Source organism: Pseudomonas sp. NPDC086251, assembly GCF_044746405.1.
Taxonomy (GTDB): Bacteria; Pseudomonadota; Gammaproteobacteria; order Pseudomonadales; family Pseudomonadaceae; genus Aquipseudomonas.
Genome location: NZ_JBIVBY010000026.1, coordinates 21377 through 44409 on the forward strand (window position 1 = coordinate 21377; position 23033 = coordinate 44409).

22 protein-coding genes and 1 pseudogene are annotated in these 23033 nt (G+C 52.2%); 14 read left to right on the plus strand and 9 right to left on the minus strand.

All coding sequences use genetic code 11. The features are described from left to right. Positions 1 to 564 precede the first annotated feature (564 nt). Positions 565 to 2730 (plus strand): M48 family metalloprotease, encoded by a 2166-nt coding sequence (locus ACIPL2_RS25620; protein ID WP_401361022.1) that lies wholly within the window; start codon positions 565 to 567, stop codon positions 2728 to 2730. On the opposite strand, the gene ACIPL2_RS25625 is transcribed toward ACIPL2_RS25620, so the two are convergent. After that, positions 2727 to 2996: a DUF6966 domain-containing protein gene (locus tag ACIPL2_RS25625; RefSeq protein ID WP_401361024.1), complete on the minus strand. Its 270-nt coding sequence runs from the start codon at positions 2994 to 2996 to the stop codon at positions 2727 to 2729. The genes ACIPL2_RS25620 and ACIPL2_RS25625 overlap by 4 nt on opposite strands. Positions 2997 to 3243: 247 nt before the next feature. Here ACIPL2_RS25625 and ACIPL2_RS25630 point away from each other — a divergent pair, with 247 nt between their 5' ends. From ACIPL2_RS25630 to ACIPL2_RS25640, 3 genes are all read left to right on the plus strand, one after another. Next, positions 3244 to 3972 carry a hypothetical protein gene (locus ACIPL2_RS25630; protein WP_401361026.1) on the plus strand — a complete coding sequence of 243 codons (729 nt, stop codon included), beginning with the start codon at positions 3244 to 3246 and terminating at the stop codon, positions 3970 to 3972. Positions 3973 to 4041: 69 nt separating this feature from the next. After that, a complete protein-coding gene (locus ACIPL2_RS25635; protein WP_401361028.1) occupies positions 4042 to 4770 on the plus strand; it encodes a hypothetical protein in 729 nt (242 codons plus the stop codon). A 110-nt stretch (positions 4771 to 4880) separates the two neighbouring features. Then, the gene (locus ACIPL2_RS25640) at positions 4881 to 5399 is read left to right on the plus strand and encodes a contractile injection system protein, VgrG/Pvc8 family (protein ID WP_401361030.1); all 519 of its coding nucleotides are present in this window, start codon (positions 4881 to 4883) and stop codon (positions 5397 to 5399) included. Positions 5400 to 5427: 28 nt separating this feature from the next. Here the strand turns inward: ACIPL2_RS25640 and ACIPL2_RS25645 are convergent, their stop codons facing one another. From ACIPL2_RS25645 to ACIPL2_RS25680, 8 genes and pseudogenes are all read right to left on the minus strand, one after another. Continuing rightward, a complete protein-coding gene (locus ACIPL2_RS25645; protein ID WP_401361032.1) occupies positions 5428 to 5772 on the minus strand; it encodes a hypothetical protein in 345 nt (114 codons plus the stop codon). 41 nt (positions 5773 to 5813) lie between these two features. Beyond that, positions 5814 to 6299: a hypothetical protein gene (locus ACIPL2_RS25650; protein ID WP_401361034.1), complete on the minus strand. Its 486-nt coding sequence runs from the start codon at positions 6297 to 6299 to the stop codon at positions 5814 to 5816. A 153-nt stretch (positions 6300 to 6452) separates the two neighbouring features. After that, positions 6453 to 6716: a hypothetical protein gene (locus tag ACIPL2_RS25655; RefSeq protein ID WP_401361036.1), complete on the minus strand. Its 264-nt coding sequence runs from the start codon at positions 6714 to 6716 to the stop codon at positions 6453 to 6455. A 103-nt stretch (positions 6717 to 6819) separates the two neighbouring features. Beyond that, positions 6820 to 7935 carry an ADP-ribosylarginine hydrolase Tri1 gene (gene tri1, locus ACIPL2_RS25660; protein WP_401361038.1) on the minus strand — a complete coding sequence of 372 codons (1116 nt, stop codon included), beginning with the start codon at positions 7933 to 7935 and terminating at the stop codon, positions 6820 to 6822. 551 nt (positions 7936 to 8486) lie between these two features. Beyond that, positions 8487 to 8783, minus strand: coding sequence for an immunity protein Tsi6 family protein (locus ACIPL2_RS25665; RefSeq protein ID WP_401361040.1), 297 nt, complete (start codon positions 8781 to 8783; stop codon positions 8487 to 8489). A gap of 260 nt (positions 8784 to 9043) precedes the next feature. Next, the gene (locus ACIPL2_RS25670; protein WP_401361042.1) at positions 9044 to 9358 is read right to left on the minus strand and encodes a hypothetical protein; all 315 of its coding nucleotides are present in this window, start codon (positions 9356 to 9358) and stop codon (positions 9044 to 9046) included. 9 nt (positions 9359 to 9367) lie between these two features. Then, positions 9368 to 9946 (minus strand): hypothetical protein, encoded by a 579-nt coding sequence (locus tag ACIPL2_RS25675; protein WP_401361044.1) that lies wholly within the window; start codon positions 9944 to 9946, stop codon positions 9368 to 9370. Positions 9947 to 10039: 93 nt separating this feature from the next. Beyond that, positions 10040 to 10834: pseudogene (locus ACIPL2_RS25680) on the minus strand (DUF6861 domain-containing protein); the annotation flags it as partial. A gap of 811 nt (positions 10835 to 11645) precedes the next feature. Here ACIPL2_RS25680 and ACIPL2_RS25685 point away from each other — a divergent pair. From ACIPL2_RS25685 to ACIPL2_RS25730, 10 genes are all read left to right on the plus strand, one after another. Beyond that, positions 11646 to 12572 (plus strand): hypothetical protein, encoded by a 927-nt coding sequence (locus tag ACIPL2_RS25685; RefSeq protein WP_401361046.1) that lies wholly within the window; start codon positions 11646 to 11648, stop codon positions 12570 to 12572. 7 nt (positions 12573 to 12579) lie between these two features. Further along, positions 12580 to 13311, plus strand: coding sequence for a hypothetical protein (locus ACIPL2_RS25690; protein ID WP_401361048.1), 732 nt, complete (start codon positions 12580 to 12582; stop codon positions 13309 to 13311). Positions 13312 to 13382: 71 nt separating this feature from the next. Next, positions 13383 to 15230 carry a type VI secretion system tip protein TssI/VgrG gene (gene tssI, locus ACIPL2_RS25695; protein WP_401361050.1) on the plus strand — a complete coding sequence of 616 codons (1848 nt, stop codon included), beginning with the start codon at positions 13383 to 13385 and terminating at the stop codon, positions 15228 to 15230. Positions 15231 to 15242: 12 nt separating this feature from the next. Continuing rightward, positions 15243 to 15824: a hypothetical protein gene (locus ACIPL2_RS25700; protein ID WP_401361052.1), complete on the plus strand. Its 582-nt coding sequence runs from the start codon at positions 15243 to 15245 to the stop codon at positions 15822 to 15824. Positions 15825 to 15858: 34 nt separating this feature from the next. Then, positions 15859 to 16326 carry a DcrB-related protein gene (locus ACIPL2_RS25705; RefSeq protein ID WP_401361054.1) on the plus strand — a complete coding sequence of 156 codons (468 nt, stop codon included), beginning with the start codon at positions 15859 to 15861 and terminating at the stop codon, positions 16324 to 16326. Positions 16327 to 16331: 5 nt separating this feature from the next. Beyond that, complete coding sequence (locus ACIPL2_RS25710) at positions 16332 to 20546, plus strand: RHS repeat-associated core domain-containing protein (protein WP_401361056.1); 4215 nt, start codon at positions 16332 to 16334, stop codon at positions 20544 to 20546. 13 nt (positions 20547 to 20559) lie between these two features. Continuing rightward, positions 20560 to 21051 (plus strand): SMI1/KNR4 family protein, encoded by a 492-nt coding sequence (locus ACIPL2_RS25715; protein ID WP_401361058.1) that lies wholly within the window; start codon positions 20560 to 20562, stop codon positions 21049 to 21051. A 177-nt stretch (positions 21052 to 21228) separates the two neighbouring features. Then, positions 21229 to 21894, plus strand: coding sequence for a hypothetical protein (locus ACIPL2_RS25720; RefSeq protein ID WP_401361060.1), 666 nt, complete (start codon positions 21229 to 21231; stop codon positions 21892 to 21894). Positions 21895 to 21953: 59 nt separating this feature from the next. After that, positions 21954 to 22517, plus strand: a complete 564-nt coding sequence (locus ACIPL2_RS25725; protein ID WP_401361062.1) for an SMI1/KNR4 family protein — start codon at positions 21954 to 21956, stop codon at positions 22515 to 22517. A 22-nt stretch (positions 22518 to 22539) separates the two neighbouring features. After that, the gene (locus ACIPL2_RS25730; RefSeq protein ID WP_401361064.1) at positions 22540 to 22983 is read left to right on the plus strand and encodes a DUF6386 family protein; all 444 of its coding nucleotides are present in this window, start codon (positions 22540 to 22542) and stop codon (positions 22981 to 22983) included. Positions 22984 to 23033: the final 50 nt, after the last annotated feature.

Here is a 23033-nt window from a genome sequence, read left to right on the forward strand (position 1 = left end):
TTTGTAGGAACACGGTGCTGGCATATGGATGTCGAGTGGCCAGCAACGTCGTATATGGCAACATCTCGAATGGAAAAGTTCACTGAGGAAGGGATTTTTTCTCGTTTTTGATACATGCCGCAATGATGTCTGCTTGCCATTATTCGATGGATCTGTCTGACGGAAGCCTCTGAAACCCAGCAGGTTCAATGGTTTGAGAAGGGTTATGGATCCAATTTTTTAAAAAAATTAAATTGAAAAAAGGTGAACCGGTTCACCAAATACAGTTTTATTTAGCTTCGGCAAAAAATGAGAACAGAGGAAAGTGATGATTGTTGCGCAGGGAAGTGATGGCAACGCAGAGTATTTTGACTAAGGAAAGGTTTATCTCGCCGTTCTGTTTGTAGGACGCCATTGTGGGGTTACATAGGGCTGGTATCGCTGTATAACGCGCTCAGCACAACTACGTCCCAGGAAATTTTCGCGGCGGGCTGTGCAAGTGCGCAAACGCCTTCGGGCGTTTGTTAAATGGATTTTGCGCTCGCAAAGGACAGTAGAGCGGCGCATTTATTGGGCCTGTGTCTCATGAAAAGCTTAAAGCTCATTGCTGTCCTCATTCTCCTGCCGCTTTGCCTGGGTTTGTTTGGCATCTGGGAGCTGCAACGCAGCAGTGAGACCGAAACGGAACTCGCCCGGACCAACGCTGACCTGATCGACCTTCGTCCCCAACTTGAATCGCTGGCCGCGCAACCTGACTCACGTTCGATCACGGTCAATATTGACGATGAACAGGTCAGTGTAGCGTTGGCCTTGACTCGCCTCACTGAAGCCGAAGAGGTGCTCAGCACTCTGCAACCGTTGAGTGCAGTGATGACCGTTCTGGCCAAGGCTGTCGTCGTCCTTGGCCTGCTGGCCTCGCTGGCGGGTGTTTTGGGTCTCATCTGGCTCCGTTGGGCCGGATCACGCGCGAACCAGTCCCGTGAACAACTGCTGCGCACCTTCACTGAAGTGAGCCGGACTTTGCCTTACCTTCTGGTGGGCCATATCGTCGCCATCGGCGCGGCGGTCGCGGCCATCCTGGGCTTCGAAGCGCTGGGGATTTGGCACGCAGGGAAAATGTCTACCGGTGAATTCAAGCTGATGGGTATCGCCTTAGCAGTGATGCTGGGCTGCCTGTATTCGATCTGGCAAATGGGCAAGCAACTGCGCGTCATGCTGCGCATGTTTGAGTCGACGCCGATGCCCGTTCTCGGTCAGGTGGTCACGCCAGAACAAGCGCCGGTGCTGTGGGCCTACGTTCGCGATCTGGCGGATCAACTCGGCGCACTGGCGCCTGATCACATCGTCATGGGCATGACCGAAGGTTTCTACGTAACGTCCAGCGACGTCGATCTGTTGCCCTCAGGTACCGCGCTCAAAGGCCGAACCCTGCACATACCGATGATGTACCTGGGGTTGCTCGACGTTGCGGAAACCAGCGCGGTGATCGGGCACGAACTGGCGCATTTCGCTGGCGACGATACCGAGTACAGCCTGCGCTTCGTGCCGATCTACGACGGCATCGGCCGCAGTCTGGGGCTGATTGCCGTAACCATGCTGGAAAGCGACCTGCTGCAACGCTCGATCTTGCGTCCGGCCTTCATGCTCGGCATGTACTTCATGGAAAGTTTCGATCACGCGGTGAACCACTGGAGCCGCGTACGGGAACTGGCTGCGGACGCCGCAGGCGCAACGTTGGCCGGAAATATCGCCGCCGCATCGGCGCTGGTACGGATCTCTGCCATCGACCCGCTGTTGCAAGAGCGCGTGGATACGCATGTTAGCCAGGCGACTCATCCGGCGGATCATGACCTCACCCGCGACCTGCCGACCAGCGTGTTGCATGAATTGGCCGCTCTGACGCTGACCTTGCCTGACGAAGAAATGGAAACCCGGCTGCCGCATCCGTCGGACACTCACCCCTCCAATGGCGAGCGCTTGGCGTCGTTGCAGGTAACGGTCGAAGAGGCTGTGAGCCGCGGCACCCGACCCATCGTCGCCGCACAAGCCTGCGCCGCGATGGATCAGTATTTTGCCGATCCCCAGGCATTGCGCATCCGCGTTACCGAGGACTTTCTCGGCCACTACGTGACACAAGATGCGGCGGCAGTTGAAGAGCTGCGCAGCCATGCCAGCCAAGCCACAGAAGAAGTCCGGCTGCACGAAGGTGCGCGCTTGCGCGGCTGGATCACCCTGGTTTGCTTCGCCATGCTGATGTTGCTGGGCCTGGGTCTGCTGATGTGGCCGCTACTGTTCCCGGAGGCTGTAGGGAGCAAGAAGGGCGTGATACTGGTGACGGGCGGCATGCTCGCTTGCCTGATGGCGTGCGTGCTGCCGTTCTCGCTGCGCATGCTCATGCGAGCGGACAAGACCGCGTTACTGCTGACCCCCGATCAATTCGTTTTCGCCAACCTCAAGAAACCGCTGCCGATCCAGCACATCGCCGATTTCGGCCTGCGAGTGGGGCAGGGGCTGCATTTGAACCTATTGCTCGAAGACGACGCGCCCATGCCAGAACTGGCCTCGCGCTCGTTCTTTGCCCCTGATGTGAAGCTCGACAAGAAAAAACGCTGGGTCCAGTTGCAACTGATGCAGTTCTGTCGCGACGACAAAAAACTCAAGGAGAAGGAGCTGGCGGAACTGATTGGCACGTACCTGAACGCAGGGACGGCGCGGCATTTGTTGCAGCAGCGGTTTGAGCAAGTGGATTAATGACTACCGACGCATACGTCATAGAGTTCTGCTAGCAGCGCATGCAGTTTGTTGTTCTCGTCCAACAAGGGTTTTGCCTGCTCGTACAGAACGAGGTCATTGATCGAGCCTGATCCACCGTAAAGCGATACGATTTGAGATAGCGCGTCATGGGGCAGGGCAAGTCTGCATTTTTCGAGTTTGTCCGCCCATTCAGGGCTGCCGAACTTGCGCAGTAAGTCGGTCGTCTGGACGATGATTGAAGAGATTTTGCTAATGCTTTTCATATCACAACACTATGTGCGAGGAAGATTAGTCTGTTTACAGCCAGCCCAGTAATATCGTATCGGCTGCTGTAGGCGTCGGTTCCGGGTACGCTTTGGCAGGCGCCGCTGCTCTGTTTGCGGTTCCAGCAGCGCCATTAGTTGTGGTAGTAGCCGTTGGATTCGTTGCAGGTTTGGTGGTGCAGTGGGCGATGGTTGAGTTCGGGGTGGATAATGTGATTGGCAACGCGATGAAGATTGAGAATCCATAATGATTGACTCAGATAAGCTAAAAAAATTTACATGGTTTTTATTCGGTCTTTTTGTTTTGTTGTTCGCCTTTGGTCCTTCCGGGTTTAAGTATTTTTGGCCTGCATATTTCGTCGTGTCTTTATCTGCATTTATATGGACCTTGTATCTTGTCTATGCGTGTGAAAAATTTACTCTGTACATGACTTCGATACTCATTACGGTCGTTAGCCTCTTCTGTTTATTAGCCTCCACCTCGGCTGATTTGGTCGCTGCGAGGTTCTGGGGTAAGACAAGTATTGCTGCCCTCATGATGTGGCCTGTTCCAATAGGGATCGTGTCGTTGACGTATTTGGTCCTGGCAAATGGCAAATCGTCATTTCACCCATTCGAATATGATGGAATCAAGGTGCAGCCCCGTCCGCAAGAAAAGCAAAAAACATCGACCGCGTATAGCCCTCTCTTGGTGGCTGGCGCAACCACTTTGGCAGCAAGTATTTTTACCAAAGCAGCCGGCACCCTCACTGCTGGGATGGTTGCGATGTTTGGGCTGCTGGCTTTCTCGGTCGCGTTATTGTTCCACGCACGCCACATAATCAGAGGCCTGCGCACCCTCCGCATCCAAGAAAAAACCATGCCCACCCCCTACACCTTCATGCAAATCGACGACATTCGCGAAGCGCGCAGTCGTTGGTGGTTGAGCAGATTGTTCAAGTGGGTCGCTTCCTGGCGCAAGTCGCCGGATGCCTGATTTTTTCAGCTCAGCAGGAAGGCAATCGATGAAGACGGTCAGCGACGCGTTGAAGATTGAGGATGATGAATGATCGATTCCCAGAATATTAAGAGAATTAGTTGGGGTTTTTTTTGGTTCTTGGTTTTTTTTATGGTATTTGGGCCTTCAAATTTAAAGTATTTTTGGCCGGCATTTTTTATTATGTCGCTGCTTGCATTCATGTGTACTATATATCTTGTCTATGTATGTGAGAGAATTACTTTTTATTTGACTTGGATACTTGTTGCGGTCGTAGGCACATTTTCCTATATGGCCTGTACGGCAGCCTATATGATTGGTGCAAGTTTCTGGGGAAAGGCAAGTATTGCTGCCCTCATGGTAGGGCTTTTTCCAATGAGCGTTACATTGCTAACATATTTGGTCTTGGCAAATGGCAAATCGTCATTTCACCCATTCGAATATGATGGGATCAAGGTCCAGCCACGTCCGCAAAACAAGCAAAAAACATCGGCCGCATATAGCCCTCTTTTGGTGGCTGGCGCAACCACCTTGGCGGCAAGTATTTTTACTAAAACAGCCGGCTTCCTCACTACCGGTATGGTTGTCCTGTTTGGGATGCTAGCTGTTTCCGTCACAATATTATTCTACGCACGCCACATAATCAGAGGCCTGCGCACCCTCCGCATCCAAGAAAAAACCATGCCCACCCCGTACACCTTCATGCAAATCGACGACATTCGCGAAGCGCGCAGTCGTTGGTGGTTGAGCAGATTGTTCAAGTGGGTCGCTTCCTGGCGCAAGTCGCCGGGTGCCTGATTTTCGATGATCACTACTTGCAGGCCGTTCAAGCCTGATGACGTATTACCGGTTAAGGAGTAGTTGAAGCGATGGATCTTTCCTCACTGTTTTTGGCGTAGAACAGGCGCATGTTCAAGCTGACCATGGCCCTCAAGGGCGGCCAGGAGTTGTTGCTTGAATCCTTTGCCGGGAGTGAAGGTTTATCGACTGATTTCGGATTTCAGCTGGATCTGATTTCCGAAGACACGAGCGTAAAACTCAAGTCTGCCATCGGCCAGGCCGCGACGATTGAAATCGAACTTGCTACTGGCGGTAGCCGTTATATCAACGGCCATGTGCTGAGCTTCGGGAACAACGGCAGTGATGGCGGCATGTCGCGCTATTCAGCCTATATGGGTTCATGGTTGAGCTTGATTGCGCAGCGGTATGACTCTCAAATCTATCAGGATCAAACCGTAGAGCAGGTGATCAGGAAGGTATTTGGTCGTTATGAAGGTCTCGCGAAATACGAGCTCCGCGTCAGCCGTACACTCAAGCCGCACAGCTATATCACTCAGTACCGCGAAAGCGACAGTCACTTCGTCATGCGGCTGCTTGAGCAAGAAGGGTTGTTCTTCTACTTCGAGCACACGGCCGACAGCCGCTGAGGTTGTCAGCCATTGAGTGAGCGGCGTCCTATTTTTCAAAAGCAGCAACGCTGACGGTGCCATTGTGCAAGTCGACCCAGTAGCTGACGCCATTCCAGTTACCGGCAATCACCGCATTTTTGTCGCAGAAGAGGTTCATGTAGGGCTTGTCGACTTCCGTGCCATGGGGGCTTTCTTCGATTTGCCAGAGCAATTCACCGTGCATTGACAGTGCGAAGACGTTTCTATTGAAAATCACATCGGGCGCGGGCTCTACCAGAATCAAAAGCCTGTTGTTGTGTTGAAGGGCCTCTTTGACGGGGTGAGGCAGGGAAATGGGTTGACCGGCTATCCATAGGGTTCCGTTTTCAACACGAAGCCACGTTTCGGTCATCTCTTTACCTCTAGCGATAATCCAGGGCAGTTATTGGAGTCTTAAGGAGGTGGTCCCTCCGAGCTCCAGCGTTTTGAGCGTGACGCGACGTAATCATCAAACATTTGAACCTGCTCTCTGGTCAAGTCATCGTCCCAATAATAATCAACGTGTTTTCTATCGCTAAGGAATTGTTCCGATTGTGCTCCATGAGTCAGTAGCGAAACGATGGCAGCACATTGCAAGAGCCAATAGATTTCAAACGAGGATTCAGTGCCTCGACAATAGCCAAGCTTTTCCCCTTGCTTGTACAAGTCAGCGGCCAGTTGGCTGGCTGTATCGCGGTTTATCGTCGTCTCTGATGTCAAACCGGCCGAGTCATTCGCTATGACGAATACCCGATAGCGCTGCAATAGGAGAGCATCCACAAGCGTCAGGTCCGGACAGGCGGGGGGCATTAGCGGGACAAATACCTCCGCTTCACGATTGATCGGTAGCCAGGACAGATTCCTCTCCACTAGGGAAGGTGCCTTGGCCAACTCGGTCAAGGGGGCTTCATCAACAACCTTCTCGGTGGGGGGCGAGAAGAAAACCAGTCTTTTGCCTGAAAAGAGCTTTCAAATGATGCAGTAGTTTTGACATGGGGAAGCCTTCTGCGGTCCAACCAACGTTATTAATCCATATCCGCTTCTATCTGTATATTAAATAGCCGAGCCTCTGTTAGTTCCAGGCTTCTCAATGAGCAACTCGTCCAGTTCTCGGCGACGGCATTTCATAGCGAAATCCACTGCGGCATCAATGTCTTCTTGAAAAAGTTCGAAGCTTGCGCGATCTATTTCGTAATATTCCTCGTAGCCAACCATGCCGTTGCTCACTGGAATCGACACGTAAAAGCGGCCTGTAGTCTCTTCGACTCCTAAAGAGAACATGTGTTTACGGCTTGTGAAAGCGTCACTGAATTTCATCGTATCCTTGATTCCGATTTCCTAGGCGGCTTTTCTCGCGACAGCAGAGCTGCTGTTCTCAGGACGAACGTGTCCACCTTATATTCTGATTTTCAGTGTCGCTTCATCGATTCCCATAAATCACTTCGTCCATGTCGTCATGGAGTGGGGCGCTTTCGAATAACTGTTGCGCCAGGTGTTGTATATGTTCTGACCAAGCAATCGTTTTGACCCATTCTTCGGGCATTCCCGTCACCCCGTACAGCGCCCCGGCTATCTGGCCGGCCGTAGCTGCCACGCTGTCGGCATCATCCGCCAGATTGGCAGCCAGCAGGATCGCATCCTTGAAACTGTCTGTGTTCCAGACTGCCCACAGAGCTGCTTCCAGCGTATCGATGACGTAACCAGAGGAACGTATTTGATCGCGGTTTTTTTGTTTGTATTCGCCAGCGTTGATGATCAAGGTGCGGGGATACAAAGCACGAACCATTGGCGACAAGGTTTCTTCTTTGTCCGCCCCATTGAGGGCCAGGTGCAATTGAGCGCCAAGCAGTTCGCAGCAATTTACCGCCTCTACAGCCCGGTGAGTGCAACGGCTTTGCGCCGAGCTTTCTCGCCAAGTGCCGGACAAAGAGTGGCGGCGGAAGATGGCGGTGGGTGCCAGTCTGATGATTGTTCCATTGCCAGCTGTGGAGGGGTGATCGTTGCCGTACCAGTCAACACCATGGGCCAGTAGTCCTTCCAGTGCGGTGCGAGTGGTATTGCCAATGTCAAAACATTTTCCGTTATGGCTGTTTTCGCCATTTTTATACCAGCGACAAAGCCGTTGTGTGTAATCGAGGAAATCGAAATTATTGTTTGCTACGTAAGTGTCTGCGAGGGCCAGCGCCATGCTCGTATCGTCAGTCCACTCTCCCGGTTTTAGCTTGAAGGGACCACCTCCGACCATGTCATTAACATGCTCTCGATCACGGGGCAGAAACTCCAGCGTTGTACCCACTGCGTCGCCGATCGCTAGCCCAAGCAGGCAACCCTTTGCTCTGTCCAGCGCCTGTTCTTCAGTTAGGGTGCAAGGTCTGGAAGACAGCCAGCCAGGCTTCTTGTTTGCCAACTTGGGGGCGTCCGGCTGCAACATGAAATCCATGCGCTGACGCAGCTCAGGAGATGGAGGTGGAAGGAGATGGTCGTAACGCTCAGTGTATTTGGAGAGTGTTTCGTTTGAGCTTCTTAAATCGATCATGGGCTCTCTCCCGTTTGGTGTGCTCTCAAAGATACTTTCATTCTGGGCAACTTGGGCGTCGTCGTGAAGATTTCAGCTCCGATCAGACGTATCCCATAACACCTTTCGAATTGCGTCCAGTCGTGCGTTATCTACGACTCGTTGCTCAACGGTATCCCTATCAATATAGACGTCAGAGAATCCTGATTTGGTTCCTGTCATTGTTCTATACATGGATGTTGCTTCGCGCCACTCGTTACTGTCAGAAAGAGGGTTTTCAGACAGAATTCGAATTATTGCATTTATACCTGGATCAAAGTTTCTACAATGTTCGTTGTGTGGAGTTTCTTTGAACTCAATCAGCAAGTCTATGTACTTTGAATTTGTCATGATTTCCCTAGTCAATTCGAGAGCACTCGATTCGCTTCACGTTTTACTCAATTTTTCTTTGAAAAGTTAATGGGCGTCCCAATCTCGGCTACCTATTATTTAAATATGGAAGTTGGTGTAAGCGCTTTAAAGTTCGTGATAGTCCACCTTAAGCCAGCGCCGGGTTGGCGATTCGCCTCCAATCATTTCGGTAATACTATTTTTAGCCCATTTGCCGATTGCTCAGCTATGTAGTAGACATCCATCAGCACCCTTGCCAGTTCGGCATCGGTGTCTTCAAACTCTTTTGCACCAATAGCTCCCAGTGTCAGATCGTGCAGTCTGGACTTGTCCTGTTCGGTTCCATCAAATACCGACCTAACGTACATAAGCTGGTTTATGATCGATGTATAAACAGGAAACTGTGGGCAGCCATCACGTCGATCGATGGTAATGGCAAGGGCTTTGTCGACGTATTCGAGTGGGGTCAAAGGTTTCATCATTCACCTGAGCTGATTAGCTTAAAGCCTTCCTTTTACCCGCCCTTCAGGCCAGAAGGTTTGATTCCTTCCTCCGAGTGCCGGGCTGTGGCCAATGTCTTCCTGAAATGTTCTTCCATCTGCGACTTGAGTCGACACAGCGTCCCGTAGCGTAAGCGTCTTTTCTATCAGTAGTTCGCTGCTCACACTGACGCCTTTCATCTGCCGTCTGCCTGAATACGCACTTCCTGATTGCCGATCATTTTGCAAGGCCAGCTATTTTACTGTCTGACTTTTTTCATGATTTCTTCTATCATTTTAAGCGTGTCCGAGCCACGGCCATCGATAAGTTCAACATAAAAATTGCTGTAAGCATCCGAAAGCTCCCGATACTTCCGAAGGTTTGACTCATCCATGATGCGATGGCCTGGTATATCCCTTGCTTCAACTTGGGTGTTGATTTCACCACGCTCAGCTGCGGCTATCAAATATTCCATCTGTTCATACAAGGTCAGCGCTGCCGGTTCTTTTTCTTTATACAATTCAAGTTGTTTTCGCAATTCGATCGCGGTCTGTTTTAACGCTAGAATATCCATCGCTAATTCCTAGTTTGCGATTTCGCCAATAAGCTTTGCTGCAGACCACTCTTGCCGATTAGGCACTAGATACTGAGCCGCCTCTCCCGTTCTCGTGATTCTACCCCCAAATTCTACCGTTGGCGCGACCTTGCTAACGAAAACCTCAGTAGGCGCAAGTGGCTTAATTTCAAAAATAGAATATCTGGAATTTTCGCTGATGACCGGCAAACCGAGAGCATCTGCTAGCGTTTTATCTGACTTAGCTGCCGCCTGCAATTCTTCCATGGTAGTGAAAAATGGTGAGTAGTCGGAAATGCCTTTTTCACCCACCGGTACGATTTTCACAAGCGGCGTTGTTATGCTAGTGGTTACGGGTACCGTACTTACTGACGCCACTTGGCTAAAGGCTCTCTCTAAGAGACTTGCAGAGGATGCATTAGGGTCTGCCAGTGCGAGTTTGGCGATGTATTTTTGCCCGTCTGCGCTCTGGAGATAATTATGGATTTCCTGGTTACTTAAGCCCTTTGGCTCAAATGTCTTCACCAACTTTCGTTTATTTTCGACGGAAACGAATTCAGTATCTTGCTTCGCGTAAAACTCGCGCATCTGATTTTCCCGCGCAAGCTTCTCAACTGACGTGACCCCTCTGATCTGTAGCTCCGGATGCTCCAAAAGTAGTTTTTCGTTTTTCGTGAGCTATACAGCTAACGGCTTGTTCGAAATCTCTGATCGAAGCTTGGCACTTCTCGTCGCGATGCTTTCCATGCCGCCAACAACACCCGCTTTCGCCTGGCCGCGTGTCAGGTAGGTGACAATGGCAGTCAGTAGCAGCAACACCAGTTGCTCCTGGCCACGGGCCAGTTGTCGCGCTGCGCGTTCGGTGCGTTCCTGGACCAGCGATGCAGAGCCGCCGCTAGGGTCCAGGCCCGCGGGCTTCACACCTTCTTCGGCGTGCCATGCAGTGGCAAAGCCTTCCTGCAACGTGGAGAGGCAGGCGGGGAGGCCGTCGTAAAAATACTCAGCGATGGCCGACAAGCCCAGTCCCATAAGAATCAAGTTGCCGACTTGCAGGCCGATACCGGCCCCGGCGGCAGCTCCCGGTGCTGCGCCAATCCCGAACGCAAAGGCCCCTGCCGCACCACCGGCGATAGTGCCAACCGCAACGCTGCCACCCAGAATCATCGACACTTCTTTGACCAGTTGCAGCAGCACAGGAAGGATCTGCTCGATTTCGATCGAGGCCCATTTGCGCTTGAGGTCCATCTGGATGATCGGGTATGAGAGGGCGAACGCTCGGTTCACCGCATCGATGCGGTAGCCGCCTATGTAGCCATAGGCTTGGCTCGCCCCATTGCCGACGCGACGGGTAAAGCCGTTCCAGTTGTCGTGAGCGCTCTGCAAGCCCTCGTGGACGCCCTGGTTCAGTTCGCTGAATTTCTGATCGAGGTTGCGTTCGACGTCGGCCCAGATGGGCACATTCGCTAAAAGATCCATTTACACATCACTGTCCTTGGGGGAAGAAGCGTCCCAACCTAATCGTCTTGTAAAACACGGACGCTTGCGACGGCTTGATTCCTCCGACTGGCCGATGGTGGCGTTGGTGCCGCTAGCGCATGATTCTCCCCAAGTTTCACCCCGGTCCTTTGGGTGTCAAAATTCCAGATTTGCGTCTACGCATGCTAAAGCTGATCGTCCGATAGGTTGACACCATCGGCTCGGCGGTGTCTCCTCTTTACGATTGGGTGTACGTCCAAGCAACTGTGACCGGTTTCTCTTTTTTGAAACACTGATGGCACTTTCCCATTTGTCCGTTGTCTCAGCGGTTCAGTCTGGTGAGCCGCACGGCTGCCGCCACCAGCATAATGATTGGCGGAAGGCTATAGCCTATGCCCTACAGAATTCTAGGGGTGTAGTGCGGCTCGATGCGATGCAAGCGTTAGGAACGTCTCGCTGGAAGCGTTAATTTTGGCGTCCCGATTGTAGTTCACCAATACCTCGACTGGTCACTCCAGCGCGGTGGTATTCCGGTCGAATCCAAGGATATATGCAGAAATATGGACATCACTAGGCTGCTGACACCGTCAAATTGCCATCTATTGCAAGATACCGATCTGCGTCGTAGGTGCGAATTATGGAGCACGACTGGGTCGATTGATGCCGCGGTTCAGAGTCTGAGCGGGCAGACAGTGAAGGAGCACGCATGAGTAACTTTCTGACACCTCCCACTTCGGCCAGCATGCGATGTGAGCGCAGGCAGCCGGGCCTACTAGGGCGTGGGCAGCAGGGGTTTGCAGGCGAGTCCGCAATGGATTTCTACATGCAGCCTGGGCAATTCGCCGGAGAATACGCGACCGATGATTACACGGCTGCGGTGTATTTGGTGCATCAGTTGTCGTCACGCGACGAGCAAATGAGTCCTGACGAGTTCAAAAGCGCTGCTTTGTTGCTACGTGAATTGCTGCAAAAACTCAAGTACGCAGCGAATGTGTCAGTCGAAGCGCTGCAATCTCTGCAACAGGCCGCCGAAAAAATCCCAGAGATTGGGCCACTCATGTTTTCGGCGGGCAATTTGCCCGGGACCATTGCCAGTGCTGCGGGTGCTGCAATGGCCGTCGCTAAGGCCAGAAAGGTAACTGATCTTCTAGATCTAACTGCTGAGCAGAAATCAAAGCTAAATGCTTGGGCCAATAGTCGAGGAGCTCCCGGCGCTCAGTCAGCTAGTAAAACGTTCAAAGGCAGTATTAAAATAATCTCCAAGAAAGGTCAGTTGTTTTTCGAGATTCCTGTAACTGCTGTAGCGCGACACTATAAGATAATTGGTGAAGTTGGGCAGTCAGTCGCTCATATCCCGCTAGGTGATACTCGTGCGTCACTAGCGAGCCGTGCGCATTTACATGCCGGTGGCGCGACAGGAAAACTGAAAGTTATGACTGGCAACCCTGTCGGGGTGCTTTTGGCAGTGGGCCCGCAGATGGCTATTGATTTATCAGACGCTACATCACCTAAAGATTTTTACAATAGATCTGTCGCTAGTCAACCAACGAACCTGGCCTCGTTAGCCGGGGGCATGTTAGGTGGCGCTGGTGCTACGCTCTTCTATGGCGCGGCTTTTGCGGCCGCTGCACCATTAACTGTAGTTTTGGTTGTCGGCTTCGCTGCCGGTCTCCTTGCGCAATATATAATGGTTAGCAATGGCTATGATAAAGATGTCGAAAATTACCTGAAGAGATGATAGTCAAATGATTTTAGACTTCAAGAGTCTTAAGCAGGGTGCATGGGTATCACTGAGTTTATTGACTTTCGCCATGATTCTAGGCTTAGCCAAGACCCCATTTTTTTGGCAGGTCTATATTTTCATTTTTATTTTTAAACTTGGCTGGTTTGCTTACTTGATTTGCGCATGTGAGAGATTTACTTTTTATATGGCGTCGGCTTTTGTTTCGGTTTTAGGTTCGTTCGTTCTAATGGCCGGTAGTGCGGCTTATCTTTTGGCCGTCAACAGTTTGGGCCTCGGAAGCGTTGAAGCAGTAGTTTTAGGCGTGCTACCAGCCTTCTGTGTGTTGTTAGTATATTTTTCCATAGCGTACACTAAGGCGTCATTTGATCCTTTTGAATATAATGGAATTAAAGTTCAGCCTCGGCCGCAAAAAATTAAAAATTCTGTCGCTACTTATCCTTTATTATTGCTAGCTGGCGCGACGACGCTAGCGGCTAGTGTCTTTGTTAAATCGGCAGGTATACCCGCTGGCGGTGTCGCCGGTACGTTAATACTCACATTAATCTCTATATGGATTTTAATTAAAGTGCGCCATTCCATTAGAGGCCTCCGAACCCTCCGCATCCAAGAAAAAACCATGCCCATCCCCTACACCTTCATGCAAATCGACGAAATTCGCGAAGCGCGCAGTCGTTGGTGGTTGAGCAGATTGTTCAAGTGTGTCGCTTCCTGGCGCAAGTCGCCGGGTGCCTGATTTTCGATGATCACTACGTGCAGGCCGTTCAAGCCTGATGACGTGTTACCGGTTAAGGAGTAGTTGAAGCGATGGATCTTTCCTCACTGTTTATGGCGCAGAACAGGCGCATGTTCAAGCTGACCATGGCCCTCAAGGGCGGCCAGGAGTTGTTGCTTGAATCCTTTGCCGGGAGTGAAGGTTTATCGACTGATTTCGGATTTCAGCTGGATCTGATTTCCGCTGACGCGAGCGTAAAACTCAAGTCTGCCATCGGCCAGGCCGCGACGATTGAAATCGAGCTTGCTACTGGCGGTAGCCGTTATATCAACGGCCATGTGCTGAGCTTCGGGAACAACGGCAGTGATGGCGGCATGTCGCGCTATTCAGCCTATGTGGGTTCATGGTTGAGCTTGATTGCGCAGCGGTATGACTCTCAAATCTATCAGGATCAAACCGTAGAGCAGGTGATCAGGAAGGTATTTGGTCGTTATGAAGGTCTCGCGAAATACGAGTTCCGCGTCAGCCGTACACTCAAGCCGCACAGCTATATCACTCAGTACCGCGAAAGCGACAGTCACTTCGTCATGCGACTGCTTGAGCAAGAGGGGTTGTTCTTCTACTTCGAGCACACGGCCGACAGCCACACGCTCATCATCATGGACGACTCCAGCGTTCTGACGCCGCTGCCCGAGCAGCCGCAAGTGCGCTTCCACACAGCATCAGTGACCGAAAACTCTGACTCCATCACTCACTGGAGTTCCGCTCGGGAGTTCCAGGCCGGAAAGATCTCGGTGCAAACCTTCGATTATCGACAGCCGGGAAATCGGATTCCCGTCACGATGAACAGCCTCAATCAACAAGGTGATGTTCCGTCGTATGAAATCTTCGATTACATGGGGCAGTACACCCACGGCACGTATGAAGATGGCGAACTTCTGGTACGTAACCGCATTGAGGCGCTTGAGCTCAAAGGCAAGACATTTGTCGGGTCAAGCAACTGTCGCGCTATGCGCCCAGGCAATACGTTTGAGCTGACGCAGCATTACGAGCATGACGCTGGCTCTGCCGATGACAGGCAGTTCCTGGTGATGAACATCGAGCACCGCGGCAGTAACAATTACACCTCGGGAAGTCAGGCTGGCTACGGTAATAAATTTTATTGCGTGCGGAAAAAGATCAAATTCCGTCCACAGATGGACCTGGTCAAGCCTGCGATTTCCGGCCCACAAACCGCCATCATCGTCGGCCCGCCCGGCGAAGAAATATACACCGACGAAATGGGCCGCGTGAAAGTGCAGTTCCACTGGGACCGCTACGGCGAGTTCAACGACAAAAGCTCCTGCTGGGTCCGCGTCGCCCAGTCCGGAGCCAGCGGTGGTTTCGGCAGCATTCAGATTCCTCGTGTAGGCGATGAAGTCGTGGTGGTCTTCCTCGACGGCAACCCTGATCGTCCGTTGATCATGGGCAGCCTCTACAACAGCCAAAACATGCCACCGTGGTCGTTGCCGGCGAACAAGACGCAGAGCGGGTTTTTGACGCGGTCGATGAAGGGCGATGGTGGTACGGCGAACTTTTTCCGCTTTGAAGACAAGGCGGGGGCCGAGCAGGTCATCGTGCATGCCGAGCGCAACATGGACACCGAGATCGAGGTCGACGAGATCCACAGCGTTGGCAGCAATCGCACGATCACGGTCGGTGGCACGCACACCGAAACGATCAAGAAAGACACGGTGATGAATGTCCAGGAAGGTTCGTTGACGATTCAGGTCGACAACCAGTTCATTCAGGTCAACGCCAAGCAGCACATCATTCTTCAGGTGGGGGACAGCAGCATTACCCTCACGCCGGATGGCATCGAGATCAAAGGCAAGACGATCGTCACGACCAGCACTGGCACTACCCAGATCACGGGCTCCGAGGTTCGGGTCAATGACTAGGGAATTGTGCCCATGACCAGAACCAGTATTTACGATCGTATTTCCGCCAAGCGTATTGCGCTGGAGGAAGCCGCGCGCCTTGAACAGCAAAACGCGCCGGTCGTTGAGCGAGAACTCGAGCCGGAACCCGTGCCCGTCGTTGCCCTGCAAAGCACGCCTAGCAGCTTCAATTTCGGTGGTTTCAATCTGGCTTTCCCTGCGGGTTTCAACTTCCGCGATATCCAGACGACTATCGAGCACGAAGGCGAGCCAATCATCTTGACGATCAAGCGTCGTGATATGGCGCAGGGCCAGAACCTGGAAAAGCTGTTCGACGCCTCCGTGCAGATGTTTCGCACGATTTATCCGGAGTTACGCATCATCCGTCAGCGCGAATACAGCGTGGCAGGCAATGCCGCCAAGTGCCTGGATTTCCACTTCAAGATCGGTCACGCCGAACGCCACGGGCGCCTGGTGGGCGCCATTGTTCCTGTTGCCGGGAGTGACGAAGTGCAATGGCTCAATATTTCGTGCGTGATTGATCCGACCAAGCCGGCGCTGAGTCTTTGGCTGGTGGATTTCGACAGCATGCTTGAAGGCCTCGCGGCCCGCTGATACCTCACTTTTCGATTTCAGGAATTTACATCACATGGATTATGAATTGCAGGAAGGCAGCATCGCGTTGCCGCAGGGTTTTCAGGACCGAACGGTAAACATGTTTGTGCTGGGGGCGAGCGTTCCTGCACCGTTGAGCATCACCATCTCCAGGGACATGCTGCTGCCCGCCGAGGCGCTCAAGGCCTACGTCGACCGCCAGGTAAAAATGCTCGCATCGAAACTGCGTGGCTATACCTTGCTAGGCAAAAAGGCGGTCGAGCTTTCCAGCACTGCGCCGATTGAAGGCATCCAGATCGATGCGTATTACATGACGGACGGACGCCCGTTCTATCAGCGTCAGGCGGCATTCCTGGTCGAGTCGGGCCGCGCAATCATCTTCTCCACTACCGCACAGGCTGACTTCAGCAGTGAGCAGAACCAGAACTGGGCAGACCTGCTGGCCAGCTTCCAGCCTCGCCAGCCAAGCGCCACGAAGACCGACTCCAGCGAACAGGAGTAACGGTCATGTTCGAAGCCGCAAGGTTTGGCGATGAAATCGGCCACACCAGTGCCCTGGATGGGTTTCTGATTGGGGCCGCGCTCGGGATTGCATTGATTGCGACGGTCGCTATCGCGACGTTCACCTGTGGGTTTGGGGTGGCTCTTTTGGCGGGGCTTTTGGCAGGCGTCGGAGGTAGCCTGCTGACTGCCGCAGGGGAGGCGATAGGCAGTATGTTTTCATCGCCCTCCGGAACCATCGTCTCCGCGTCGGACAACGTATTCATCAATAGCCGCAAGGCCGCCCATGTCGAAAAAAGCATTGGCGCCTGCGACAAGCATCCCGGTCCGGTGCAAGTCGCGGAGGGCTCGACCAACGTCTTCATCAATGGCACGGCGGCGGCGCGCAAGGGCGACAAGATCACCTGCGGTGCGAAGATTTCCAGCGGCTCGGGCGATGTTTACATTGGCGGTGGCACACACCGCTATCTGCCGGTAGACGACGAGATCCCCGGGTGGTTACGAACCACGGTCGATATCCTCATGGCAGTCGCTGGTGCGGCGGGCGGTATCGCTCAATTGATCAAGGCAGGAACACAGGCGGGCATGAAGGCCATCATGCCCTGCGTGTTGAAATTCACCGCCGGCTTCGTCGCGGGTGAGGTTGCCAGTCGCTACGTCGTAGGACCGGCTATCGAGCGTGCAGTCGGCGGTCTGGTCGGCAACCCTGTCGATGCCACCAGCGGCCGCAAGGTCATCCCTGACGAAACTGATTTCAGTCTCCCAGGCCTGATGCCCATCGACTGGTCACGCTTCTACGCCAGCGACCTGACCGTCGACAGTGTGCTCGGCAAGGGCTGGGTGTTGCTTTGGGAACAAAGTTTGCGCCGCAGTGGCAGCTTCGTTTACCTGACCGACAATCAAGGTCGCACGGTGCCCTTCGTAGACATCCAGCCCGGCGAGCGCATCTACAATCCGCACGAACAGGTCTATCTGGTCTGCACCGAAGGCGGTCACTACCTGCTGCAAACCCTCGACAACATCTTCTTCTACTTCGGCGAAGTACCGGACGATAACGTCCCCGTACCGCTGCAACGCATCGAAAACGCCCTCGGCCATTTCCTGCATTTCACCCACACGGTCGAAGGCACGCTCACCGACATCAGCGCCACCGGCGGCGTACGTGTTCATCTGCATTACGACAACCCACTGGGTCGCCTGACCGATGTCAAACGTATCGTCGATAACCAGGCCGTCGAGACACTGGTGCAGTATCGCTACGACGACAACGGCCAGCTCATCGAGGTGATCAATCGCAACAGCGATTCGGTCCGGCGCTTCAGCTACGTCGACGGCGTCATGGCCAGCCACAGCAACGCTCTGGGTCTGACGTGTAATTACCGCTGGGAAACCATCGGTGAGCAGCCCCGCGTGGTGGAACACTGGACCAGCGATGGCGAACATTTTCATTTCCGCTACGACGTGACGGCCCGCACCACTTGGGTCACCGATGTGCTCGGGCGCGAAGCTGAAATTCACTACAACGACGATCATCGCGTCACCGCCAGTCGCGACTTCGGTGGCGAGCACTACGTCATCGACATCGACGACAGCGGCAACATGACCGGTCTGACGCTGCCAGACGGCAATACGGTCAAGCTCAAGTACGACGAGTACGCGCGACTGGTCGAAGAAACCGATCCGCTCGGACGCAAGATCAAGTACCAGTATCACCACCTGACCACGCTGGTCACACAGGTCGATTATCCCGACGGCAGCACCTGGAAAGCCCGCTACGACGCCAAAGGCAACCTCATCGCCGAAGTCGATGCATTGGGCAACAAAACCGAATACCTCAACAGCGATGACGGCTTGCCGCACACCGTCATCGACGCCACCCAAAAGTCCAAATACCTGTGGTGGAACACCCTGGCCCAGGTCGAGCGCTTCCAGGATTGCTCGGGCAAAAACACTCATTACCGCTTCGACGAACGCCATCACCTAATTGCCGTCACGGATGCCCTGAACCAAACCACCACCCTGGAACGCAAACCCGACGGCGAAGTGCTGCGTATTCAGCACCCGGACGGCAGCGCCGAGTCGTTTACCTACAACGCCCTCGGCCAGGTGCTGACGCACACCAACGGCAAAGGCCAGACCACGCGCCTGCTGCGCACCGCTCGCGGCCTGCCGAGCAGCCGCCAGGACGCCAAAGGCCAGCGCATCCGCTACGAATACGACCAGGCCATCCGCCTGACCGCGCTGGTCAACGAAAACAACGCGGCGTACCAGTTTGCCTACGACGCATCCGACCGCTTGGTCGAAGAAAAACGCATCGACAACCTGACCCGTCGATTCAGCTACAACCTCGGCGGGCACCTGACGCGGGTCGACGAAATCGGCTACGGCGAACGCGCCGAACGGCCACAGCGCCACACCGAATTCGAGCGCGACACCATCGGCCGATTGCTGGCCAAACTCAACGCCGATGCGCGGCAGGATTACACCTACGACGACGGCGATCGCTTGCGGTCCATCGAACGCCTGCCCACTGCCCACGGCAAAAAACTCGGCGTCAGCGAAGAGACACTCGACTTCACCTACGACCTGCTGGGCCGCCTGATCAAAGAGACCACGCCGCAAGGTGCCTTGTCCTACGACTACGATCCGCTGAGCAACCTGAGCACGCTGACCCTGCCCACCGGCCAACACCTGAATCACCTGTATTACGGCAGTGGCCACCTGCACCAACTCAACCTCGACGGCCAGCTCATCAGCGATATGGAACGCGACGACCTGCATCGCGAAGTCCTGCGCACCCAAGGGCAGCTCACCAGTTGTTTCGGCTACGACGCCATGGGCCGCAAGGCCTGGCAATTCGCCTCGACCCTGCCGGCGGAAAAACTCTCGCAACTGCACAACCCCGGCATCCAGCCCGAACTGCTGGTGGAGCACGCCTACAACCCGATCCACCGCCGTCACCACTACGACCCGGCCGGCGAACTGACCCGCACCCTCGACAAGTTGCGCGGCGAGATCAAGTACGACTACGAAGCCAACGGCCAACTGCACAGCCGTGACACCGGCAAGTTGGTGGACAGTGAAGAGTTCCGCTACGACGCGGCGGCGAACCGGCTGAACTTCAACACCAGCCAGTTCGATCACGTCAAAGACAACCGGCTCAAGCAGTGGCGGGATCAGGAATACACCTACGATGCGTGGGGCAACCTGATTGAAAAGCGCAGCGGCATGAACAAGCTGCAGACGTTCAGTTATGACGGTGAGAATCGGCTGGTTAAGGCTGAAACGCTGGTCAACGGCAAGCTGGAAAGTACCGGCGCTTATCGTTACGACAGCCTGGGACGTCGTGTGGCCAAGGTGTCAGAAGTCAACGGCGTCACCGAACAGAAGATTTTCCTGTGGCAAGGTCTGCGCATGCTGCGCGAGGAAACGCCGGGGCAGAGCAGCCTGTACGTTTACGAGCCGGGTAGTTATGCGCCGTTGGCGCGGGTGGATCAGGCCGAGGGCGGGGAGCAGAAGCTTTACTATTTCCACACCGATCAGATTGGTACGCCGTTGGAGATGACTGACCGGGAAGGGCAGATCGTCTGGCAGGCGACGTATAAGGCGTGGGGGTCGGTAGAAAAGCTAGAAGTGAATGAGGTCGAGCAGAATCTGCGCTTTCAGGGGCAGTATTTCGACGACGAGACGGGGCTGCACTACAACACGTTTCGGTATTACGATCCGGAGGTGGGGCGGTTCGTTACGCAGGATCCGATTGGCTTGGATGGGGGAATTAATCTCTACCGATATGCACCTAATGCTAATACATGGGTTGACCCTTTGGGCTGGGCATACAAGGGGGTAGATTTCACTGGGTCTCCCGATTTATTCCCCGTTTCGGGTAGTCAAAAAAACATTGTGACAATCACGATGCAAGGAGCAAGGGGGCGGGATTTCACTCAGGCCTATAAAGAGGCAGGCATTAAGGCTTCCGCAGCTGACGACTATACGTGGCACCATGTTGATGATTTTGACCCAAAAACAGGTAAGACCACCATGCAGTTAGTGAAAACAACAGCACACGAAGCTACCTTCCCACATGGTGGTTCAGTTTCTCAGTTCGAAAAACACTTCGGTTTGCCTTCCGGGGCATATGGTACCGCTGATGCTGTAGGCGTATCTCAATCTAAGGGATGGCTCAACGGGCGCGCACCTAAGACTGCTTCATCGACTTGTTAAATAGGAATTAAAAATGACTTTAATTAAACTGTCTAAATCCGAGCCGACTGTTTGTATGTCTGATTTGGAGTTGTTGGAAAGTGATATTGGACACCCATTGCCAGAATTTTTTAAAGATTTTTATCTGGAGCAAAATGGCGGAGTATCCGATAAAGATTGGTGGGACAGCGGTGACGAATACGAACCTATAAGAGTGAAAAAATTCAAATCAGTTGCAGTGTCGGGTGTGGACGACGCTGCAGACACAAGATTTTTAGGCGGGTGCTATGTTGCCATGACTTCAAAAGCCGTTATCCCGCAGACCTTGCTGCCCTTTGCCATCGACGATGGAGGTAACTTTTTTTGCCTGGATTTGACTGAAGGTAATGTATGTTTTTATGCGACTGATTCATTTGATCCGGCAAGTAGTTTTACCGCCAATCATGCTAAGGCATATCGATGGCTTGCAAGTTCGTTTGAGATATTTGTTAAAGGATTAAAAGATGAGTCGGAAATCGATATTTAAAGTTTAATCTGCCTGCAAGGGTTTGAAGATTATTGTTTTTTATTACTGTCGCTTCCGAGATAGCCAAAAAGTTGGATCATAAAAAACAAGGCGTGCCGATTAGTAAATGGTTTCGGCGCTCCCGAAGAACCGGTAGCTAAGCAAAGCCTGAAACTCTTTCAAAAAGAGGCGCGAATAATGTTTAGAAAGGACGTGCTTGCTAAAGATGTCACATTAGGTGATACGCTGAATAAGTCTATCGGTAAAGCCTTCAACTTTAAAAATTACGGAAGGGTGTGGGTAAGAAGTATAGCAAAAATTAAAATAATTGAGCCTGGGATTGTTGTTTTTGACCCGGCTGTATTAAATAATTTTGTTGAAAGTAATGGCATAGAATCTAATGATTTGTTCGATTATTTTCTTAATAATGAAGAGATTGGAATAAGCGCAATAGAAAATGGGGTGCTTTTCCCTCTATATCAAATCCCTGAAATGGAATACAGCATTTTTCTAAAAGGGGAAGGCCTGAAGTCGAGTTTTAATGGTGCAGAGAGAGCATTTTGTTATTCGGGTATCCCGCTAAGAGTTGTGTCTGGTTTGGTTGTTGTTGCTGATTTAAATGCCTTGATGGATTGGGATAGTGCTTTTTTTATAGGTTATAGAAATACGTATACTGAAAGTCTTGGGAACAATGATTATTTGGATGTACTAAGTGGCTTATATGCGTTGAGCATTAGCGGATTTAAGGGGCTGAGTGGACCATTTGTTTCGCTAGGTTACGAGTTGGAGTTTAAACTTGTTGAAAGTCTTCCAGTGCTTTCAAGTGATGCTACAACAGATGATTGGGACTTTTGTATTGATTGAACGCTTTCGAAGCAGAGGACGCCAAAGATGGCACTGAAGCCCACATGCTGAGGTAGGATATGCCAATAGTATATCAGCCAGGTCTGAAGTCAGCTGATGTCGATTATATTGAGATGGAGCTTAATAGGGTTTTTTCAGTTGAATATAGGAATTTCTTGTCTAGAATGAACGGCTTTTACTTGACAGCTCCTGAATACGTGCAGATACCATTAAGCGCTGTTGATGAAGGTGCTATAAGTTTTGATCGTTTTTTTGGGTTCCTGCCTGAAGAAGACTGCAATGATGTGGTTTGTTTTAATAAGGAATTTATTGATGAGCTCGATTTCCTCAAGGAGGCTGTAGCTATTGGGGAGGATGGAGGAGGAAATCCCTACGTGATGATTGGCAAGCGGGGGGAACAAGGGGTTTATTATTGGGATAGAACTCACCTTCATGAATCCGACTCAAATAATAATTTTGACATTCCATTGCGGAGTGATTGTGGGAATTTGTTTCTTGTCTCTGGAAGCTTTAGTGAGTTTTATGATTTAGTTATTGGGTACGTATCCGGTAATCCAGATTTTATTAAGGATATAAATAATGGTTTTTTTAGTTCTTCATCAGCTGGGTTAGACTTTGTTTAATGGTTTTTGATCGAGATGGCTTATGATTCAAGAATTTTCTTTTAATACAGATACTGCAACCATCGCAGTATTTGATCTCGCAGCTATAAAACACAGGATCTCTGATACGCCAGACTGGTGGAGTATTATCAAGGACGAAGTCCAAGAGGTAAATGATGGAAACATAGCTTTTTTGGGGGTGGGACAAGACGGTAGTTATAGGATAATTATCGTCGAAGACATTGCTGAGGGCTTTGGGGCTCTACATCTTGTATTTCCATCGGGCCAGGTATTTATTGGCGCAGGAGAAGATACGACCGGTGGTGATCTGGAGCCTGACGGGTCAGACGCTATTCAAGGATCTGTCGTGAGTTTCAATCCGGGGAATTATTTGCTGAAGTATAAAAAAACGGGAACTGTTTTGGAGCTGGCTTTCTCTCCGTCAGAGGAGAGAAATAATCAACTTGAAGATTCGATAAGATTGTAAATGATGTTGCTTGTTTGTTTTGCCTGAGATATAGGGTGTTGCGTTTTGTT

What these genes read in the sequence shown, in the direction of transcription:
- ACIPL2_RS25620 (WP_401361022.1), top strand. Translation starts at nt 565, where the DNA reads ATGAAAAGCTTAAAGCTCATTGCTGTCCTCATTCTCCTGCCGCTTTGC.
- ACIPL2_RS25625 (WP_401361024.1), bottom strand. Translation starts at nt 2,996, where the DNA reads ATGAAAAGCATTAGCAAAATCTCTTCAATCATCGTCCAGACGACCGAC.
- ACIPL2_RS25630 (WP_401361026.1), top strand. Translation starts at nt 3,244, where the DNA reads ATGATTGACTCAGATAAGCTAAAAAAATTTACATGGTTTTTATTCGGT.
- ACIPL2_RS25635 (WP_401361028.1), top strand. Translation starts at nt 4,042, where the DNA reads ATGATCGATTCCCAGAATATTAAGAGAATTAGTTGGGGTTTTTTTTGG.
- ACIPL2_RS25640 (WP_401361030.1), top strand. Translation starts at nt 4,881, where the DNA reads ATGTTCAAGCTGACCATGGCCCTCAAGGGCGGCCAGGAGTTGTTGCTT.
- ACIPL2_RS25645 (WP_401361032.1), bottom strand. Translation starts at nt 5,772, where the DNA reads ATGACCGAAACGTGGCTTCGTGTTGAAAACGGAACCCTATGGATAGCC.
- ACIPL2_RS25655 (WP_401361036.1), bottom strand. Translation starts at nt 6,716, where the DNA reads ATGAAATTCAGTGACGCTTTCACAAGCCGTAAACACATGTTCTCTTTA.
- tri1 (WP_401361038.1), bottom strand. Translation starts at nt 7,935, where the DNA reads ATGATCGATTTAAGAAGCTCAAACGAAACACTCTCCAAATACACTGAG.
- ACIPL2_RS25665 (WP_401361040.1), bottom strand. Translation starts at nt 8,783, where the DNA reads ATGAAACCTTTGACCCCACTCGAATACGTCGACAAAGCCCTTGCCATT.
- ACIPL2_RS25670 (WP_401361042.1), bottom strand. Translation starts at nt 9,358, where the DNA reads ATGGATATTCTAGCGTTAAAACAGACCGCGATCGAATTGCGAAAACAA.
- ACIPL2_RS25675 (WP_401361044.1), bottom strand. Translation starts at nt 9,946, where the DNA reads ATGCGCGAGTTTTACGCGAAGCAAGATACTGAATTCGTTTCCGTCGAA.
- ACIPL2_RS25685 (WP_401361046.1), top strand. Translation starts at nt 11,646, where the DNA reads ATGGATTTCTACATGCAGCCTGGGCAATTCGCCGGAGAATACGCGACC.
- ACIPL2_RS25690 (WP_401361048.1), top strand. Translation starts at nt 12,580, where the DNA reads ATGATTTTAGACTTCAAGAGTCTTAAGCAGGGTGCATGGGTATCACTG.
- tssI (WP_401361050.1), top strand. Translation starts at nt 13,383, where the DNA reads ATGGATCTTTCCTCACTGTTTATGGCGCAGAACAGGCGCATGTTCAAG.
- ACIPL2_RS25700 (WP_401361052.1), top strand. Translation starts at nt 15,243, where the DNA reads ATGACCAGAACCAGTATTTACGATCGTATTTCCGCCAAGCGTATTGCG.
- ACIPL2_RS25705 (WP_401361054.1), top strand. Translation starts at nt 15,859, where the DNA reads ATGGATTATGAATTGCAGGAAGGCAGCATCGCGTTGCCGCAGGGTTTT.
- ACIPL2_RS25710 (WP_401361056.1), top strand. Translation starts at nt 16,332, where the DNA reads ATGTTCGAAGCCGCAAGGTTTGGCGATGAAATCGGCCACACCAGTGCC.
- ACIPL2_RS25715 (WP_401361058.1), top strand. Translation starts at nt 20,560, where the DNA reads ATGACTTTAATTAAACTGTCTAAATCCGAGCCGACTGTTTGTATGTCT.
- ACIPL2_RS25720 (WP_401361060.1), top strand. Translation starts at nt 21,229, where the DNA reads ATGTTTAGAAAGGACGTGCTTGCTAAAGATGTCACATTAGGTGATACG.
- ACIPL2_RS25725 (WP_401361062.1), top strand. Translation starts at nt 21,954, where the DNA reads ATGCCAATAGTATATCAGCCAGGTCTGAAGTCAGCTGATGTCGATTAT.
- ACIPL2_RS25730 (WP_401361064.1), top strand. Translation starts at nt 22,540, where the DNA reads ATGATTCAAGAATTTTCTTTTAATACAGATACTGCAACCATCGCAGTA.